This is a genomic window from Actinospongiicola halichondriae (assembly GCF_049103745.1).
Classification (GTDB): Bacteria; Actinomycetota; Acidimicrobiia; order Acidimicrobiales; family Salinilacustritrichaceae; genus Salinilacustrithrix; species Salinilacustrithrix halichondriae.
In genome coordinates, this window is the sequence record NZ_CP171622.1 from 374,835 (window position 1) to 391,361 (window position 16,527).

General features: G+C 70.5%; 20 protein-coding genes. 9 read left to right on the top strand and 11 right to left on the bottom strand.

The window, feature by feature from the left end; all coding sequences use genetic code 11:
* Window positions 1–3: 3 nt before the first annotated feature.
* From AB8619_RS02020 to AB8619_RS02065, 10 genes are all read right to left on the bottom strand, one after another.
* Window positions 4–924, bottom strand: coding sequence for an aminotransferase class I/II-fold pyridoxal phosphate-dependent enzyme (locus tag AB8619_RS02020; protein ID WP_436794790.1), 921 nt, complete (start codon window positions 922–924; stop codon window positions 4–6).
* A complete protein-coding gene (locus AB8619_RS02025; protein WP_436794791.1) occupies window positions 921–1,829 on the bottom strand; it encodes a CobD/CbiB family cobalamin biosynthesis protein in 909 nt (302 codons plus the stop codon). The genes AB8619_RS02020 and AB8619_RS02025 overlap by 4 nt, the downstream gene beginning before the upstream one ends.
* Entirely contained in the window at window positions 1,826–2,521 is a 696-nt protein-coding gene (locus AB8619_RS02030) for an adenosylcobinamide-GDP ribazoletransferase (RefSeq protein WP_436794792.1), read from the bottom strand. Before AB8619_RS02030 ends, AB8619_RS02025 begins: the two co-directional genes overlap by 4 nt.
* Window positions 2,515–3,021, bottom strand: a complete 507-nt coding sequence (locus AB8619_RS02035) for a bifunctional adenosylcobinamide kinase/adenosylcobinamide-phosphate guanylyltransferase (RefSeq protein ID WP_436794793.1) — start codon at window positions 3,019–3,021, stop codon at window positions 2,515–2,517. Before AB8619_RS02035 ends, AB8619_RS02030 begins: the two co-directional genes overlap by 7 nt.
* Window positions 3,018–3,686, bottom strand: coding sequence for an adenosylcobinamide amidohydrolase (locus AB8619_RS02040; protein ID WP_436794794.1), 669 nt, complete (start codon window positions 3,684–3,686; stop codon window positions 3,018–3,020). Before AB8619_RS02040 ends, AB8619_RS02035 begins: the two co-directional genes overlap by 4 nt.
* Window positions 3,680–5,173: a cobyric acid synthase gene (locus tag AB8619_RS02045; RefSeq protein WP_436796335.1), complete on the bottom strand. Its 1,494-nt coding sequence runs from the start codon at window positions 5,171–5,173 to the stop codon at window positions 3,680–3,682. The genes AB8619_RS02040 and AB8619_RS02045 overlap by 7 nt, the downstream gene beginning before the upstream one ends.
* The gene (gene cobO / locus AB8619_RS02050; protein ID WP_436794795.1) at window positions 5,170–5,772 is read right to left on the bottom strand and encodes a cob(I)yrinic acid a,c-diamide adenosyltransferase; all 603 of its coding nucleotides are present in this window, start codon (window positions 5,770–5,772) and stop codon (window positions 5,170–5,172) included. The genes AB8619_RS02045 and cobO overlap by 4 nt, the downstream gene beginning before the upstream one ends.
* Window positions 5,769–6,605 (bottom strand): ABC transporter ATP-binding protein, encoded by an 837-nt coding sequence (locus AB8619_RS02055; RefSeq protein WP_436794796.1) that lies wholly within the window; start codon window positions 6,603–6,605, stop codon window positions 5,769–5,771. The genes cobO and AB8619_RS02055 overlap by 4 nt, the downstream gene beginning before the upstream one ends.
* Entirely contained in the window at window positions 6,602–7,636 is a 1,035-nt protein-coding gene (locus tag AB8619_RS02060) for a FecCD family ABC transporter permease (RefSeq protein WP_436796336.1), read from the bottom strand. Before AB8619_RS02060 ends, AB8619_RS02055 begins: the two co-directional genes overlap by 4 nt.
* A 118-nt stretch (window positions 7,637–7,754) precedes the next feature.
* Window positions 7,755–8,747, bottom strand: a complete 993-nt coding sequence (locus tag AB8619_RS02065) for an ABC transporter substrate-binding protein (protein WP_436794797.1) — start codon at window positions 8,745–8,747, stop codon at window positions 7,755–7,757.
* Between the two features lie 310 nt (window positions 8,748–9,057).
* On the opposite strand from AB8619_RS02065, the gene folP reads away from it, so the two are divergent.
* The 7 genes from folP to panD are packed head-to-tail and all read left to right on the top strand — an operon-like array spanning window position 9,058 to window position 13,379.
* Window positions 9,058–9,873 (top strand): dihydropteroate synthase, encoded by an 816-nt coding sequence (gene folP, locus AB8619_RS02070; protein ID WP_436794798.1) that lies wholly within the window; start codon window positions 9,058–9,060, stop codon window positions 9,871–9,873.
* Between the two features lie 5 nt (window positions 9,874–9,878).
* On the top strand, window positions 9,879–10,469 hold the full coding sequence (locus AB8619_RS02075; RefSeq protein ID WP_436794799.1) for a hypothetical protein: 591 nt from the start codon (window positions 9,879–9,881) through the stop codon (window positions 10,467–10,469).
* The gene (gene folB / locus AB8619_RS02080) at window positions 10,466–10,831 is read left to right on the top strand and encodes a dihydroneopterin aldolase (RefSeq protein ID WP_436794800.1); all 366 of its coding nucleotides are present in this window, start codon (window positions 10,466–10,468) and stop codon (window positions 10,829–10,831) included. The genes AB8619_RS02075 and folB overlap by 4 nt, the downstream gene beginning before the upstream one ends.
* Window positions 10,828–11,280, top strand: a complete 453-nt coding sequence (folK, locus tag AB8619_RS02085) for a 2-amino-4-hydroxy-6-hydroxymethyldihydropteridine diphosphokinase (RefSeq protein WP_436794801.1) — start codon at window positions 10,828–10,830, stop codon at window positions 11,278–11,280. The genes folB and folK overlap by 4 nt, the downstream gene beginning before the upstream one ends.
* A 46-nt stretch (window positions 11,281–11,326) precedes the next feature.
* Window positions 11,327–12,049: a DUF2520 domain-containing protein gene (locus AB8619_RS02090; RefSeq protein ID WP_436794802.1), complete on the top strand. Its 723-nt coding sequence runs from the start codon at window positions 11,327–11,329 to the stop codon at window positions 12,047–12,049.
* Window positions 12,046–12,933 (top strand): pantoate--beta-alanine ligase, encoded by an 888-nt coding sequence (panC, locus tag AB8619_RS02095; protein ID WP_436794803.1) that lies wholly within the window; start codon window positions 12,046–12,048, stop codon window positions 12,931–12,933. Before AB8619_RS02090 ends, panC begins: the two co-directional genes overlap by 4 nt.
* A gap of 5 nt (window positions 12,934–12,938) precedes the next feature.
* Window positions 12,939–13,379 (top strand): aspartate 1-decarboxylase, encoded by a 441-nt coding sequence (panD, locus tag AB8619_RS02100; RefSeq protein ID WP_436794804.1) that lies wholly within the window; start codon window positions 12,939–12,941, stop codon window positions 13,377–13,379.
* On the opposite strand, the gene AB8619_RS02105 is transcribed toward panD, so the two are convergent.
* The gene (locus tag AB8619_RS02105) at window positions 13,340–13,927 is read right to left on the bottom strand and encodes a class I SAM-dependent DNA methyltransferase (RefSeq protein WP_436794805.1); all 588 of its coding nucleotides are present in this window, start codon (window positions 13,925–13,927) and stop codon (window positions 13,340–13,342) included. The two genes, panD and AB8619_RS02105, sit on opposite strands and share 40 nt — an antisense overlap.
* 63 nt (window positions 13,928–13,990) lie before the next feature.
* On the opposite strand from AB8619_RS02105, the gene AB8619_RS02110 reads away from it, so the two are divergent.
* Window positions 13,991–14,941, top strand: a complete 951-nt coding sequence (locus AB8619_RS02110) for a diguanylate cyclase domain-containing protein (protein ID WP_436796337.1) — start codon at window positions 13,991–13,993, stop codon at window positions 14,939–14,941.
* A gap of 22 nt (window positions 14,942–14,963) precedes the next feature.
* On the top strand, window positions 14,964–16,526 hold the full coding sequence (gene nadB / locus AB8619_RS02115) for an L-aspartate oxidase (protein ID WP_436794806.1): 1,563 nt from the start codon (window positions 14,964–14,966) through the stop codon (window positions 16,524–16,526).
* The last annotated feature ends 1 nt before the right edge of the window (window position 16,527 follow it).

Below are 16,527 nucleotides of genomic sequence, written 5' to 3' on the forward strand. Positions count from 1 at the left end.
TCCTCAGGTGATGGGCGGAACGCGGTCGAGGGCGCGGGCGAGGCGTTCGAGTCCGTCGGCATCGGGAACGGCGATGCGTACGGCGTCGGGATGGCCGAAGCTCGCACCGTCACGCAGGACGATGCGCTCGGTGAGCAGGCGTTCTCGGAGGCCGGGGGCGTGCGGAACCCAGACGTAGTTCACGTCCGAGGGCTCCGGTTCGATGTCGTGGCCACGCAGGACTTCGACGAGTTGGTCTCGCAGGGTCGCGATCCCGTCGCGCCACCGGATCGGCTCTGCCGATTCGAGCAGTGCGGGCAGCGCGGCGCAGACGAGCCCGTTGACCGACCACCGGGGCCGTAGTCGCCGTATGGCTGTGGCCTCGTCCTCGTCGACGGCGAGGACGTAGCCGATCCGGAGGCCCGGAAGGGCCCACGCCTTGGTGAGCGAGCCGACCACTGTCGTTTCGTCGTCACCGCGGGTCCACTCGCCGGTGGCCAGTAGGAAGAAGGCCTCGTCGCGGACCGACGCGTCGCGGTCGCTGTCGTCGAGCAGTCGGCCGGTCGGGTTGTGGGGGTCCGACCGCCAACGGGGCCCGTCGGGGTCGAGCGTCGCGAGGTGGCGGCGGTAGAGACCGAACTCCATCTCGTCGGCCCAACCGGCGGGCTGGCGTCGGGCGACGAGGGCGATGGCTTCGGCCCCGCCGTTGGTCAGTACGAGGCGTTCGGGATCGACACCCATGGCCTGCGCGAGTGATCGGGTGGCGACGGTGTCGTCGGGATAGCGGTCGAGTTCGTCGAGCGCATCGGTGAGGACGGACGTGGAGTCGGGAGCGACAGGGTTCAACGACGCCGACAGGTCGAGGATGTCGCGAGGATCCCGACCGAGGAGGTGGGCCAGACGGTGGGCGTCGCCGCCGTGTGCTCCCGGAGGGAGGAGGCTCATCGTCGTCTCCGGACGAACGAGACGACCGCGATGCCGGCCAGGAGCGCGATCAGCAGGTCTTCGGTGCGTCGTGCGATGTCGATGGCGCGTCGGACGTCGAGCGCTGTCGGTCGTGGCCCGATCCCGAGTGTCGGTCGGTCCTCGACGTCGTCGCCGTAGCGCAGCGGGCCACCGAGCTCGACTCCGAGAGCGCCGGCCATCGCGGCCTCGGCCACCCCGGCGTTTGGTGACGGATGTGCACCGGCATCACGACGAACCGCCGCGAGCACCTGGTCGCGTCGATGCGGGACGGTGGCAGCGACGGCGAGCGCGAAGACCCTCGCCGGCACCAGGTTCGAGATGTCGTCGGCTCGCGCCGCGGCCCAACCGAAGTTCTCGTAGCGGAGGTTGCGGCGGCCCACCATCGAATCCATGGTGTCGAGCGCACGATGCACGGCCGCGCCAGGAGCGCCGGCGACGAGTCCCCAGAAGGCCGGCCCGAACACCGCGTCGACGCTGTTCTCGGCCAACGACTCGATCACCGCTGCGGCAATCCCCGAATCGTCGAGTGTCGACGGATCACGGCCGACGAGTGCCGGGAGTGCGGCCCGGGCACCGGACGTGTCGTGCTCCTCGAGCAACCGCGCGATCTCGGCGCCGGTCGAGCGGAGCTGGGCGCCGCTGGCGCAGATCGCGACCGTCGCCGTTGTCGAGTGGCTGGCCCGGCCCGTGGCCGCCGCGATCGCCGCACCGGCGAGGGCGTACACAACGCCGGCGCCCCGATCGTCGCGCCAGAGTTGCGACTCGATCGTCGTCATCGTGGATCCGAAGCGGGCGACGGGATGGACCTCGTCGCTGAGGCGGGGGATCTGTCGCGACGCCACGAGGCCCAGCGCGGTCGCGGCGGCACGCGTGGTCAGGCTCATCGTGCGGTGAGGACGAGCAGCATCGCCGTCTCCATGATCACTGCGGCGGCGCCGAGCACGTCGCCGGTGAACCCACCGAGGCGACGTCGCGCGCTCACGACCACCATGACGACCGAGGCGATGCCGACCGCCAAGGCGATGAGACCCGTGGTCTGGTGGCAGATAACGAGCAGGACTCCCACAGGAACGAGCCACAGGGCGTGCCAGTGACGAGCCCCGGCCAGGAACGGCGATGCAAGGCCGGCGGGTCGGGCGTAGGGCACGAGCACCGGGATCACGGCCATGGACGTCCGACTTGCCGCCCACACGGCGATGAGCGCTTCGGGGTCGATCAAGTCGCCGGCCAGCGCCACCCATCGGGCCAGCATCACGACCGGGACGATGGCGAGGGCGAACGCTCCCACGTCGGGCGTCCGCATCACCTCGAGGCGGCGTTCGCGTTCGAGGTGGGGGAGCAGTCCGTCGGCGCTGTCGGCCAATCCGTCCACGTGGAGCATGCCCGTCAGCACGAGGTCGGCGGCGATGACGAGGATCGCGGCGACGGCGGGCGAGAAGACGGCGGACGCGCCGATCCAGACGGCGGCCAGGATGGCGCCGAGCAAGGCTCCGACGACGGGGAACCAGCGCAACGTCCGCTCGTCCGGCCGGTGCGTTCCGGGGACGACGGTGAGGAAGCCGAGCGCGCTCAACATGTCGGCGGGGGGAGTTCGAGGGCGCGGCCGGCGACGACGAGCACCGCACGTTCGGCCACCGCCGAGATCGCCTGGTTGACGATGCCGACGGTGTCGGTGAAGCGCCGACCGGCCTCGGTCGGGGCGTGGAGGGCGAGGCCGACCTCCTCGGACACCACGATGGTGTCGCCACGTCGAGCGACCAGGGCGTCGACGAGTTCGGTGGGGTCGGCATCGAGGTCGGGGTGGCCGCTGACCCAGGTGCCGATCGAGTCCAGGAGGACGGTTCCCGCGACGTCGCGCAGGACCTGGGGGAGGGTGCCGGCGTCGGGGCACTCGATGGTGTGCCAGTCGACGGGACGGCGGACGCGGTGTGCCTCGACGCGGGCGGCGTGGGCAGGGTCGTCGGGAGCGACGCGAGCGGTCGCCACGTAGGTGACCGTCGCCTCGGCCGCCGATGCGAGTCGCTCGGCGAAGGCCGACTTCCCGGACCGAGTGCCGCCGAGCACGAGGGTGATCATGGATGCACCCGCAGTCCCTCGACCATGGCGGCGTGCGTCGCTCGGGCGATGCGTGCTCCCCAGGGCGACCGCGGTCCACCGAACTCCTGGACCGGCAGCGTCGGCGGCCAACAGATCAGCACCGCGTCGGATGCGGTGCCCGTCCCGGGGACGCCGGCCTCGATCAGCGCCTGCGACTTGGCTTCGGTCGCGGTCATGACGGCGTTGACTGCAGCGGCAGGTGACAGGGCCACCGGCACCTGCACGAGGATGTTGATGGTGCCGGGAACCCACCGGTCGCCGTCTCGTCGAGCGTGGGTGCCGTCGGCGTCGGCCGCCCACGTCGGCTTGGTGACGCCGACCGTGGCGTCGACGACGACGCCCTCGTCCGTGCCACGAACGACCCGACGGACGTCGGCGGCGGTGAGCATCGCCGCGCCTGTCCCGTCGAGGCCGAGGTGGGAGGAGACTTCGCGTACGTGGGCGCCGAGGTCGGTTCGTGCGTAGCCCTCGGTCACCCCGACGTTGAGCGCCCAGTCGATGGCTGCCGTCCCGCCTCCGACCGGTGCCGAGGAGATGGCCATGACCGTCTCGGGGAACGACCACACCAGCGCGTGGCGGGTGTCCTCGGCTGTCGACTCGACCACCGCGGCGGTTGTCGGCTCCCACGGGGCGTCGATCACCATCCTGGCCCCCGTCCGGCCGGCGCAGCGGTCCGGGCCATGGCGGTGATCGCCCCGACGTCGACGAACTCGTCGATCCAGTCGGCGAGACGGTCGTGCTGCCGGGTCATCTCCTCGGCGAATGGGCGGGGCGCGGGGTCGTAGGTGCGCCCGTACCGACGGGCGACGTCGGTGAGGAAGGCCGTTCGGAAGTCGTCGTCGTCGAAGATCCCGTGCAGCGAGGTCGTCCGGACGCGCCCGTCGGGGTGGACGAAGCCATCGGCCTCGTCCCCGTGCTCGTCACCGAAGTGGACCCACGGCGTGCCGACGCTCGGGGTGCGTCCGGCGTGGATCTGGTACCCGTGGACCGTTCGGCCGTCGCTGGTGCCGCTGCGCCGTCGGACCACCTTGTCGGCGCCGAACTCGGTGACGAGCGGCGTGACGCCGAAACCGATCGCCGTCCCGAGACGCGACTCGTGGTGGTCGACGATGGTGTCACCCAGCATCTGCTGGCCTGCACAGATCCCGACGAGGTCGCCGACGGGAGCGAGGATGCGGTCCTCGAACCCGCGGTCGAACATCCAGTCGAGATCGCGCACGGTGGCCCGGCTCCCGGGAAGGATGACCACGTCGGCACCGTTGAGGTCCGAGCCGCGGTCCGCCCACCAGAAGTCGACGTCGGCCTCGACGATCAGGGGGTCGAAGTCTGACGGGTTGGCGAGGTGGGGGAAGCGGACGGCGGCGATGCGGATCGGGTCGAGGGACCGGGTGGCCGTCACCGCTCCGGAGACGTCGAGGGAGTCCTCGACACCGAGCAGCGGTCGGTCACCCAGGTGGGGGAGCACGCCGAGCACGGGAACGCCGGTCCTCGCCTCGAGATCGCGGATGCCGGGGTCGAGGAGCGAGGGGTCGCCCCGGAAGCGGTTGAACACGATGCCGCCGATCGTGGCACGCAGGTGGTCGGGAACGAGATCGATCGTCCCGTGCGCCGCGGCGAAGGCGCCGCCGCGGTCGATGTCGACGACCAGGAGCACCGGCGTGCCGGTCGCGGCGGCGAGGGGTAGGTTCACGAGATCGCGGTCGAGGAGGTTGATCTCGGCGGCGCCGCCGGCGCCCTCGGCGACCACCACGTCGAACCGTTCCCGCAGTGAGTCGAACGCCTCGACGACGACCGATCGGAGTGCCGTCGTCCGGTCGCCCCATCCCTCGGCGTCGGTGGTGTCGATCTCGCGGCCGTTCACGACGACGTGGCTCGTCCGCTCGCCGGAGGGCTTGAGGAGGATCGGGTTCATCGCCGTCTCGACGTCGACCCCGGCGGCCAGTGCTTGCATCGCCTGGGCCCGGCCGACCTCGCCGCCGTCGGCCGTGACCGCCGCGTGGTTCGACATGTTCTGGGCCTTGAAGGGCGCGACCGACGCACCGCCACGGCGGTAGAGGCGGCAGAGCCCGGCGACGACGGTCGACTTGCCGACGCCGCTTGCCGAACCGCAGACGAGAACGGCGCCGCTCAGTAGTCGAGGCCCTTCATCGCTCGGATACCCGACTGGTACGCGTGCTTGATGACCCGCATCTCGGTCGCCGTGTCGGCGATGTCGAGCAGGGCATCAGGTGCGTCGCGACCGGTGCACATCACGTTGACCTTCGGCGATCGCTCGGTGATGGCCCGAACGACCTCGGCCTCGTCGATCCAACCCCAGTTGATCGGGTAGGTGATCTCGTCGAGCACGACGAGTCGCGAGGCGCCGCTCTCGAGCAACGATGCAGCGTGGCGCCATGCCTCCTGGGCGACGGCCTGGTCGCGGGTGAGGTCCTCGCTGAGCCACGTGAACCCTTCGCCCAGGGCGAACCACTCGACACCCAGCTCGCGGGCGACCTTCTCCTCGCCGACGTTCCACTTGCCCGACTTGATGAACTGCACGACGGTGACCGGCCAGCCGCGGGCGACGGCGCGGATCATCGTGCCGAAGGCCGCAGTCGACTTGCCCTTGCCGTTGCCGGTGTTGACGAGCACCAACGAGTCGGCGCGGCGGAGCTCCGGCGGGTCCTGGTGCTCGGTCGGGGGAGCGTCGGTGGGAGTGTCGCGAGACGTGGACGGGCCGATGGGGCTCATGAGCTGCGCTGTTCCGTTCGGGATCGGGCCTCGGGAGTGAGGCGGGGTTCGCGGCGACGGCGGACGGTGACGGTGACGGTGCCGTCGTCGGCGACGGCGGTGCTGGCATCGACGCCCCAGTGGGCACCGATGGTCTCCGGGGTGAGGACGTCGGCCGGGGCGCCACTGGCGACGAGTCGTCCGTCGGCCATCACCGCGACCACGTCGGCGAACTGTCCGGCGACGCTCAGGTCGTGGACGGTGGTGACGACCGTCAGCTCTCGTTCGGTCCGCAGGTCGGCCACGAGTTCGAGGACGTCGAGTTGGTGCCCGACGTCGAGCGCCGCGGTGGGTTCGTCGAGGACGAGGAGCGGCGTGTCCTGGACGATGGCCCGTGCCAAGACCACTCGCTGACGCTCGCCGCCCGAGAGGGTGTCGACCCTGCGGTCGCGGAACGACTCGAGATCGAGGCGCTGCAGCACGGCGACGGTGCGTCGGCGGTCGAGAATCGACGGGGAGCAACGGAGCCCCTGGTGCGCCGCGCGTCCGAGGACGACGTAGTCGAACACCCGCATACCGGGCGGGATGACTGGATGCTGGGGGACCACGGCGACGGAACGCGCCCGGTCGCGGATGCTGAGGTCGTGCACGTCGCGCCGGCCGAGACGGATCGTGCCCCGATGGGCGACCGCTCCGGACAGCGTCCGGACCAGGGTGGTCTTGCCGGCGCCGTTGGGGCCGATGAGCGACATCCACGTGCCGGTGGGGACGTCGAGGGTGAGGCCGTGCACGACGTCGTTGCCGCCGAGCGCGACCGTCACGCCGTTCCACGAGATCGCCGTCGAGTCCGTCATGTCATGCTCTGCGATCGGAGGATGCCGAGGAAGAACGGCGCCCCGACGAATGCGGTGACCACGCCGATCGGCAGTTCGGCCGGCGACTGGATGGTGCGGGCGGCGACGTCGGCGAGGGCGAGGAAGGCCGCGCCGAAGAGCAGCGACAACGGGATCACCCGGCGGTTGCTCACGCCGGCCAGCAGCCGGATCCCGTGGGGGACGATCAGGCCGACGAATCCGATGAGTCCGCTCACGGCGACGGCCGCGGCGGTGGCCAGCGACGCAGCCACCAGGACCGTGGCGCGGATGCGGCGAGGGCGGATTCCGAGGGACTCGGCCTCCTCGTCGCCGACGGCCAGCACGTCGAGCGCGCCGACCATGAACACGAGGACCCCACCGCACACGATGGCGTACGGGAGGACCACGAGTACCTCGTCCCAGCCCGACGTCGACAGGCGGCCGAGGATCCACGCGTAGACCTGGCGGAGGGTGTCGGCGTTCTTCTGTTGGACGTAGGTCTGCAGAGCGGTGAAGAACGCGGCCACGGCGACGCCGGCGAGGATCAGCGTCGCCGGCGACGTGGTGCCGTTGCGGCGGACACTGAGGGCGGCGGCGGCGCCGACGGCGAGCAGGGCTCCGGCGAATGCGGCAACCGGGATGGGGTCGAGGATGCCGACGCCATCGCCCAGTCCGGTCACGATGGCGAGGGTCGCTCCCAGCCCTGCGCCGGCGGCGATGCCGAGGAGGTAGGGATCGGCGAGCGGATTGCGGAACACGCCCTGGTAGCCGGCGCCGGATCCGGCCAGGAGGCCGCCGACCAGGAGGCCGAGCACGACACGGGGTGTGCGGATGTCCCACACGATCGCCCGCTCGGTCGGCGAGAGGCCGGAGTCGACGTCGATCAGCGGGAGATGGTCGAGCAGTTCGAGGACCGATCGGTGGAGCGGGACGCTGACGGGCCCGACCGAGATCCCCACGACCAGCGCGATGACGATCGCCCCCACGCCGGCGGCGAGCCAACCGACGGTGAGGCGGGTGGCGTCGGGGATGTCGATGACGTCGGACGCCGGATCGGGATGTGGGCGCGCGACCGACGGGCCGGGGTGTGTCTCCGGGCCGTCGGTCGCGGTGCTCACGGAATCGATCCTGCTCTCGTCAGCGGACGAGTCAGCCGGCGTTCGCCGGCACCTCGACCTCGGCCGTGGCCTCGACGATGGTACGGAGGAAGTCGACGATGCGCGGGCCCCAGCGGGAGGCGATGTCGTCATCGAGTTCCACGACGTTGCCGTTCTGGACCGCAGACAGGCCGTCGAACCCACCACGTGCGGCGACCGTCTCTGCCGTCTGGCCGCAGCACTTGGTGTCGGCGAGGAAGAAGAGGTCGGGGTCGGCGTCGACGAGGAACTCGGCCGAGACCTGCGGGTAGCCGCCGTTCTCGCCGTCGGGATCCGCAGCGTCGGCGACGTTCTCGAGACCGGCGAGGGCGTACACCTCGCCGATGAAGGTCTGCGAGGTCACCGAGAAGAGCGTGTCGTCGAGCTCGTGGAAGTAGGTGAGCGGGGCGTCGCGGTCGGGCACCTGGGCCACGAGTTCGTCGATCTCGGTCTGCATCGAGGACACCAGTTCTGCGGCATCGCCGACGTGGCCGGTGGCCGCGCCGAGGACCTCGATCTGGGTGTAGGTGTCGTCGAAGGTCAGCGCCGACGGAAGGACCAGGACCGGCACGCCCACGTCGGCGAGTGCCGCGCTGACGTCATTGCGATCGCCGGAGAGGACGACGAGGTCGGGCTCGTAGGAGATGATCGCCTCGACGTTGGGCTCGTAGGCCGACATGTCGGTCGTGGGTGCTTCGGCGGGGTAGTCGGAGTAGTCGTCGGCGGCGACGACCTGGTCGCCTGCGCCGATGGCGAAGAGCATCTCGGTGCCGGTGGGCGACAGCGAGACGATGGCGCTGGGCTCGGCCTCGATCGTCGTCTCGACGTCGGCGACGCTGACGGTCACGGGGAAGGTGGACTCGTCTTCGCTGTCGGCACCGTCGTTGCCGGCGGCGGCGGGTCCGCCGCTCGACGCGACCTCGCCCTTGTCGTTGCCGCACGCGGCTGCGAGCAGTGCGAGCACGGCGACGAACGTCAGCAGTGCGATTCGGGTGGTGGACTTCATGTTCGGTCGGGACCTCCTGTCGTCGAGACGGCTGCTCGATCGACGGGATGCCGGCCGAACCAACCCCTGCCTCGAGGGTTTGTGTGGTTCGTTCGGTGTCGACTTCGACCGGACTCACCTCTGGGCCGAAGCCCTCGGGAATCACCGTTGCGGGACAGTGCCGGGATCTCACCGGACTTCGTGTCGCCACCGAGCGCCCGGGACGATACTCACGCGGCCTCTCGCAATGCCAAGCCGCGTACGGAGACAGCATCAGATGGAGTGAGAGAGTCGGAAAGTCGCAACGGCCGAAAGACTACGATGGCACCCGATGTCTCCCCTGGTCATGGGCGTTCTGAACGTCACGCCCGACTCCTTCTCCGATGGCGGGGAATGGTTCGACGCCGCATCGGCAGTGCAACGCGGCGACGAGATGCTGGCCGACGGAGCCGATGTGATCGACGTCGGCGGCGAGTCGACGCGACCGGGAGCCGCTCCCGTGCCCGTGTACGAGGAACTGTCCCGCGTCCTCCCCGTGATCGAGGGGCTCGCGGACTCCGTGCGTGCCGCTGGACGGCGGATCTCGATCGACACCCGACACGCCGACGTCGCTCGCGCCGCCGTGGATGCCGGCGCCTCGATCATCAACGACGTCACCGCGTCGCTCGACGAGGTGGCGGCCGAGACCGGAGCCGGATGGGTGGCCATGCACATGCAGGGCGTGCCGGGAACGATGCAGGACGCCCCTCACTACGGCGACGTGGTCGAGGAGGTCCGGGCATCGCTCGTCGCGGCCGAGGCTCGCGCCCGTTCGCTCGGGGTCGAGGAGTGTTGGATCGACCCGGGCATCGGGTTCGGCAAGACGTTCGACCACAACTGGTCGCTCCTCGCCCATCTCGACCGCCTGGTCGCGACGGGGATCCCCGTGGCCGTCGGGACGAGCCGGAAGGGCTTCCTCGGTGCCGCCATGGCCGACGCTGACGGGGCCGCCGACCCGGCGCCGCCGGGCGACCGGCTCGAGGGTTCTGTCACCACGGCCCTGTGGGCTGCCACGATGGGAGCCGACATGATCCGGGTTCACGACGTCGCCGCCACCGTCCGTGCCCTGGCCACACCCGTCGGTGGGTCCACGAGGAGTTCGAGCTGATGGCGATGCGAGGCAAATGGGCGGCAGGGATCACCCCGCGGCATTTCACCTGGATCATCCAGGACCGTCTCGCGGTGTGCGAGCGGCCGGGCGGCTACGGGACCAACCACCGCAAGGTCCGTCGCCAGGAGGAGATCATCTGGCTGCGTGAGCAGGGGTTCACGAGCGTCATCTCGCTCGTCGAGTCGAGCCACAATCTCCACAACTACGACGAACTGGGCGTGCCCTGGCGCCACCGACCGTTCTCCCGGAGCGACGACCAGGAGGCATTCCTGGTCCGCCTGTTCCCCGAGCTGCGGCAACTGTTGGTCGACGGCGGCAAGGTCGTGCTCCATCAGGACGAGCTCAGCGATCGGGTCTGTGGCCTGATGGCGGCGTACATCCTGTGGAACGAACTGGTGCCCGGGCCGCCGCAGGCGATCTCGATCATCGAGCAGCTGCTGCACCGTCAGCTCGGCTCGCCGGCCCGCAGCCTCGTGGCGCTCGTCGCCAAGATTCCCGGCCCCGACGTGCTCCGGCCGCCGGTGGCCCCCGAGCCCACCGACGATGACGACGGCGCGGCGTCCGACGACGCGGCCGACACCGCCGACGGATGACCGACCACATCGAGATCTGCGGTCTGCGTCTGGTGTGCCACGTCGGCGTCGGTGACGACGAGCGGGCATCGGCGCAGCCACTCGAGTTGGACCTGGACATCGAGGCCGATCTGGCAGCTGCGGCCGCGTCCGACGACGTCGCCGACACCATCGACTACGGCGAGGTCTCGCTGGCCGTCGCCACAGCCGTGCTGTCGGTCGAACACGCCTTGCTCGAACGGGTCGCCGCCGTGGCCGCCGACGCCGCCCTCGGCGTCGATCCCGCGGCGACCGCGGTGACGGTCACGGTCCGGAAACTCCGACCGCCGATCCCACTCGACGTGGCATCGACCGCCGTGCGGCTCCGCCGCTCCCGGTCGTGACGAGGGCGTTCCTCGGCCTCGGCTCCAACCTGGGTGACCGCCGAGCGCACCTCCGCGCCGCGATCGCCTCGCTGCCGCGTGTCGTCGCGGTGTCGGACGTCTACGAGACCGACCCGGTGGGGGGTCCCGAACAGGGTCGCTACCTCAACCTGGTGGTCGAGATCGACACCGACCTCGACCCGCACGAGTTGCTGGGGATCTGCCACCGCATCGAGTCGGCAGCCGGCCGGGTCCGTGACGTCCGGTGGGGTCCGCGCACCCTCGACGTCGACATCCTGTGGATCGACGGGGTCACCGTCGACGAGCCGGATCTCCAGGTGCCCCACCCGCGGATGGGTGAGCGGCGGTTCGTGCTCGAACCGCTCTCGGAACTCGATCCGACGCTCGCGCCACCGCGCTGGCGCCAGGACCTCGACGGGAGTGTCGACCACCTGGGCCCGCTATCCTGACGCCTGGACCGGCACCATCTGGGCCGGATCTGGAAAGGACTTCCTCGTGCAATCTCTCGACGCGCGCGTCATCGGCGCAGGCCGTGCCGGCGGTGCGTTCACCGCTGCGCTCACGGCCGCTGGCTGGTCGGTCGACGGACCGCTCGGTCGCACCGATGACGTGTCGGGAGCCGCTGCCGGAGTCGACGTCCTGCTTCTCGCGGTACCGGACGACGTCGTTGCGTCGCTGGCTGCCGAGGTCGCTCCCGGCGACGCGGCGGTGATGCACGTGGCCGGCTCGCTCGGCCTCGACGTCCTCGCCCCACATGACCGGGTCGCGTCGGTCCACCCGTTGGTGTCGCTCGCCGACGCAGCGCTCGGAGCCGAACGACTCCGGGGTGCCTGGTTCGCGACCGCAGGCGACGAGGCGACGACTGCCGCCGTTGTCGACGCGCTCGACGGCCGCAGGGTCGAGGTGGCCGATGCCGACCGCGTCGCCTATCACGCAGCGGCGGCGATCGCCGCGAACCACCTGGTCGCGCTCCTCGGGCAGGCCGAGCGCGTGGCTGCAGCCGTCGGTGTGCCCCTCGAGGCCTATCTCGATCTGGCTCGTGGTGCGCTCGACAACGTCGAAGCGGTCGGCCCCCAGGCTGCGCTCACGGGCCCGGTGGCGCGTGACGACTGGGCGACGGTCGCTCGGCACGTGGAAGCGCTCCCGATCGACGAGCGGGCGGCGTACTCGGTCCTGGCCGACGCTGCCCGACGGCTTCGGGACGGTGCGACGGCATGAAGCGCGTCCACACGATCGACGACCTGCGGTCACTCCTCGACGAACATCGATCGACGGGCGGATCGGTGGGCTTCGTCCCCACCATGGGCTACCTGCACGACGGCCACGTGTCCCTGATGCGCACCGCACGAGCGGAGTGCGGCCTGGTCGTGTCGTCCGTGTTCGTGAACCCCCTCCAGTTCGCCGCCGGCGAGGACCTCGACGACTACCCACGCGACCTGGAGGGCGACGCCGTCCAGGCCGAGAGCGCCGGCGTCGACGTGCTGTTCGTCCCGTCGGTCTCCGAGATGTACCCCGACGGCCACCCCATCGCGACGACCGTGTCGGTGTCGGGGGTCTCCGAGGGTTTCGAGGGTGCGAGTCGTCCGACGCACTTTGCCGGCGTGGCGACGGTGGTCGCCAAGTTGTTCTCGATCGTCGGGCCGTGCGCGGCCTACTTCGGCGAGAAGGACTTCCAGCAACTCGCCGTGGTGCGACGCATGGTCGCCGATCTGTCGATGCCGGTGACGGTGATCGGCTGCGAGACCGTCCGCGAGGCCGACGGTCTGGCGATGTCGAGCCGCAATGCGTACCTGGACGACGCCCAGCGAGCGGCGGCACCAGTGGTCAACCAGGCGCTCCGTACCGCCGCCGCGGCCATCGTCGCCGGCGAGACCGACCCGGCCGCCGTCCGGGACCTGATGGCGGCCGTCGTGGCCGAACAGACCGGCCCCGAGACCGTCAGCGAACTCGACTACTGCGCCGTCGTCGACGCCGCGACACTGACCGTCCCGGAAACCCTGCACGGCGATTTGCGTCTGCTCATCGCCGTGCGATTCGCTCATACCCGTCTCATCGACAACGTGGGGGTGACCGCAGCTGCGGCGCCCACCCAAGGGAGTTGATCAACGTGCGCCGTCGCATGATGAAGTCCAAGATCCACCGCGCCACCGTCACCGACGCGAACCTCCACTACGTGGGATCGGTCACGGTCGACGAGGACCTCCTCGACGCCTCCGACATCATGGAGTTCGAGCAGGTCGCCATCGTCGACGTCGACAACGGCGCGCGGCTCGAGACCTACACGATCGCCGGTCCGCGAGGCTCCGGTGTGATCTGTCTGAACGGCGCCGCCGCACGCCTGGTGAGTCCTGGCGACAAGGTGATCCTGATCAGCTACGCCGACTACGAGCAGGCCGAGCTGGCCAGCTACGAGCCGCGTGTCGTGCACGTCGACAACGACAACCGCGAGATCGACGAGGTCACGGCCGAGCTCCTGGCCGAAGCCCAGAACGGCCCGGCCCCCCACCGCTACATCGAGGTGGAATCCGGCGGCGTCGCCTCCAACTGATGGAGCGAGACAGCGTACGTGGACGATGAGGCCCACGGCGCGCGGTCCCAGGTCGAGAAGCGCTCGACGAGTCTGAGCCCGGCCGCGCCGCAGGCGTCGTCGTACTGGTCGACGTCGTAGGGCCGATCCGCCCAGTCGGTGGAGAATCCGGCGACCAGTGTCCCGCCGAGAGCAACGTGACGTGCCACCGACGCCACGAGGTCCGGTTGCGCCCCCGGAGGCGTGAACAGCGGGACGTTGCCCGCCATCACGACGACGTCGAAGTGCCGTCCCAGGTCGAACCGACACAGATCGGCCTCGATCCACGTGACGTCCGGGCCTCGTTCGTGTGCGGTCGCGAGCATTGACGGGTCGACGTCGACGCCGACGACCTCGATCCCGTGCTCCGCGAGTTCGATGCCGACCCGCCCGGTGCCGCACCCGGCATCGAGGACCGAGGTCGGCTCGAGGGCGCGGACGAACGTCGCCTCGCCGTGCACGTCGCCCCCAGAAGCCGCGATCCGGTCGAATCGTCGCTGATAGTCGTCGCCGTCCCAGGTTCCGGTCATGATCGGGTGTCTAGTTGCTGGCTCCGCGGTGTGTTCCGCATCTTCTGCGGACAGGATGAGCGCATCCAGAGACCGTCGATCCCCGCCAACGAACCCTGCCGCCTGGCAGAGGTCGTGTCGCTCTCGCTGCTCGATTCCGAGCACGAGGAGCGGTTCGATCGTGTGACGCGCCTGGCGCGGCGGATCTTCGACGTCGAGGTGGCCCTCGTGACCCTGGTCGACGCCGAGCGCCAGTGGTTCCTCTCCAAGTCCGGGACCGACATCGCCGAGACACCGCGTGAGGATTCGTTCTGCGGCCACGCGCTCCACAGCGACGAGGTGCTGCACGTCGCCGACGCAATGACCGACGAGCGCTTCGTCGACAACCCGCTGGTGACCGAGGATCCGGCCATCCGCTTCTATGCCGGCCAACCGATCCACGGACCCGGTGGATCGCGCCTGGGCACGCTGTGTCTCATCGACAGCCGACCCCGGGACCTGACCGCGGACGAGGCAGCGTCGTTGCGCGATCTCGCCGGCGTGGTCGAGGACGAGATCGCCGCGACCCAGGCGGGCACGATCGACGAGCTGACCGGCCTGACCAACCGTCGGGGCTTCGAGTTCGTGAGTCGCAAGGTCCTCGACGTGTGTCGTCGTACCGGCCGTCACGCCATCGTGCTCTTCATGGACCTCGACGGGCTCAAGGACATCAACGACAGTCACGGGCACGGCGCCGGCGATCGTGCGCTCGCGCAGTTCGCAGAGATCCTCGCGGAGACCTACCGGGCATCGGATGTCATCGCTCGTCTCGGTGGCGACGAGTTCGCCGTGCTCCTCACGGGCGCCGACGTTCCGGACCCCGCCATCGACAAGCTCCGCCGCGCCACCCGCCGGTTCAACGAGACCAGCGACGAGCCGTTCGAGTTGCGTGTGAGTGTCGGCGCGGCGCTGTTCCGACCGGAGAGCCTCGAGACCCTCGACGAACTCCTCGACCGCGCCGATGCCGACATGTACGAGGACAAGCAACGCAGCTGACGGGCGCGGCAGACTGCCGGGCATGGACACGCTCGATCTGCTCGTCCTCGGCTCAGGGGTCGCCGGGTTGTCGGCCGCTGTCCGGGCAGCCGACGTCCACCGCATGCGGGTCGGCGTGCTCACCAAGGGCGAGCTGCAGCAGTCGGCGACCCGTTGGGCGCAGGGCGGCGTGGCCGCGGTCCTGGGCGGCGATCCCGACTCGACCGACCTCCACCTCGCCGACACGCTGACGGCCGGGGCCGGGCTGTGCGACCTCGAAGCCGTCCGGGTCCTCGTCGACGAAGGCCCCGCCCGGGTCAACGAACTCATCGCCATGGGCGCCATGTTCGATCAGGACGAGCGGGGTGAGTACCTGCTGGCCCGTGAGGGTGGGCACAGCCACCCCAGGATCCTCCATGCCGGCGGCGCCGCCACCGGCGTCGAGGTCGAACGAGCGCTCGTCGACGCGGTGAAGAAGACGGCTGCCGTGCTGCTCGAACGCACCTTCGCGCTCGATCTCGTCGTCGAGGGCGGCCGGTGTGTCGGCGTCCGGGCGCTCGACGAGGAGGGCGAGCAGATCGAGGTCCGGGCTCGCAACGTGCTGATGGCGACCGGCGGGGGAGGGCAGCTCTACTCGGTCACGACGAACCCGCTCGAGGCGACGGGCGACGGCATGGCCATGGCGCTGCGCGTCGACGCCGCGGTCGCCGACGTGGAGTTCGTGCAGTTCCATCCCACCGCGCTGCACCACGCGTCGATGCCTCGCCCCTTGCTGTCGGAGGCGCTGCGGGGCCACGGTGCGCTGCTGCGCGGCGCGAGCGGCGAACGGTTCGTCGACGAGTTGCAACCCCGCGACATCGTGTCGCGAGCGATCTGCGCGCAGCTCCAGGAAGACGGGACCGAGCACGTCTGGCTCGACGCCACCGTGCTCGACAGCTTCGACGAGCGGTTCCCCACGATCCGCACCGCACTCGACAAGGTGGGTCTCGATCCCGCCACCGACTGGCTCCCCGTCGCTCCGGCCGCCCACTACTGCTGCGGCGGTGTCGTGGCCGACCTCGACGGAGCGTCGTCGCTCCCCGGGCTGTGGGTGGCGGGCGAGGTCGCCTGCAACGGCGTGCACGGCGCCAACCGTCTTGCGTCCAACTCGCTCCTCGACGGCATGGTGTTCGGGCCCCGCGTGGTCGAGGCGATCGACTCCGGCAAGGACGGTCCCGAGGCCACCGGCGCCATGCGCTGCGTCCTCGACGTGCCCGACGGGGTCCCCGGTCGACGCATCGACCCGATCCCGGTCTCGACCGTCGACGTCATCGACGACGGCGACGATGTCACCGCCGAGCGCGACCGATTCCAACGGATGATGTTCGCCGACGCCGGGGTGCTGCGGGACGAGCAGTCGCTGGAGCGGGCCATCGACGACGCCGTGGAGGTGGCCGGCCGGCCCGTGTCCGACGTCGCCTCGGCCGAACTCTGCAACCTGGCCACGCTCGGCGCCGCAGTGGCGACTGCGGCCCTCCTGCGCACCGAGACCCGGGGCGCCCACACCCGGACCGACCACCCCGAGTCGGACGACGATCTCGCCGTCCGACTCGTCATCGTCGGCTGAA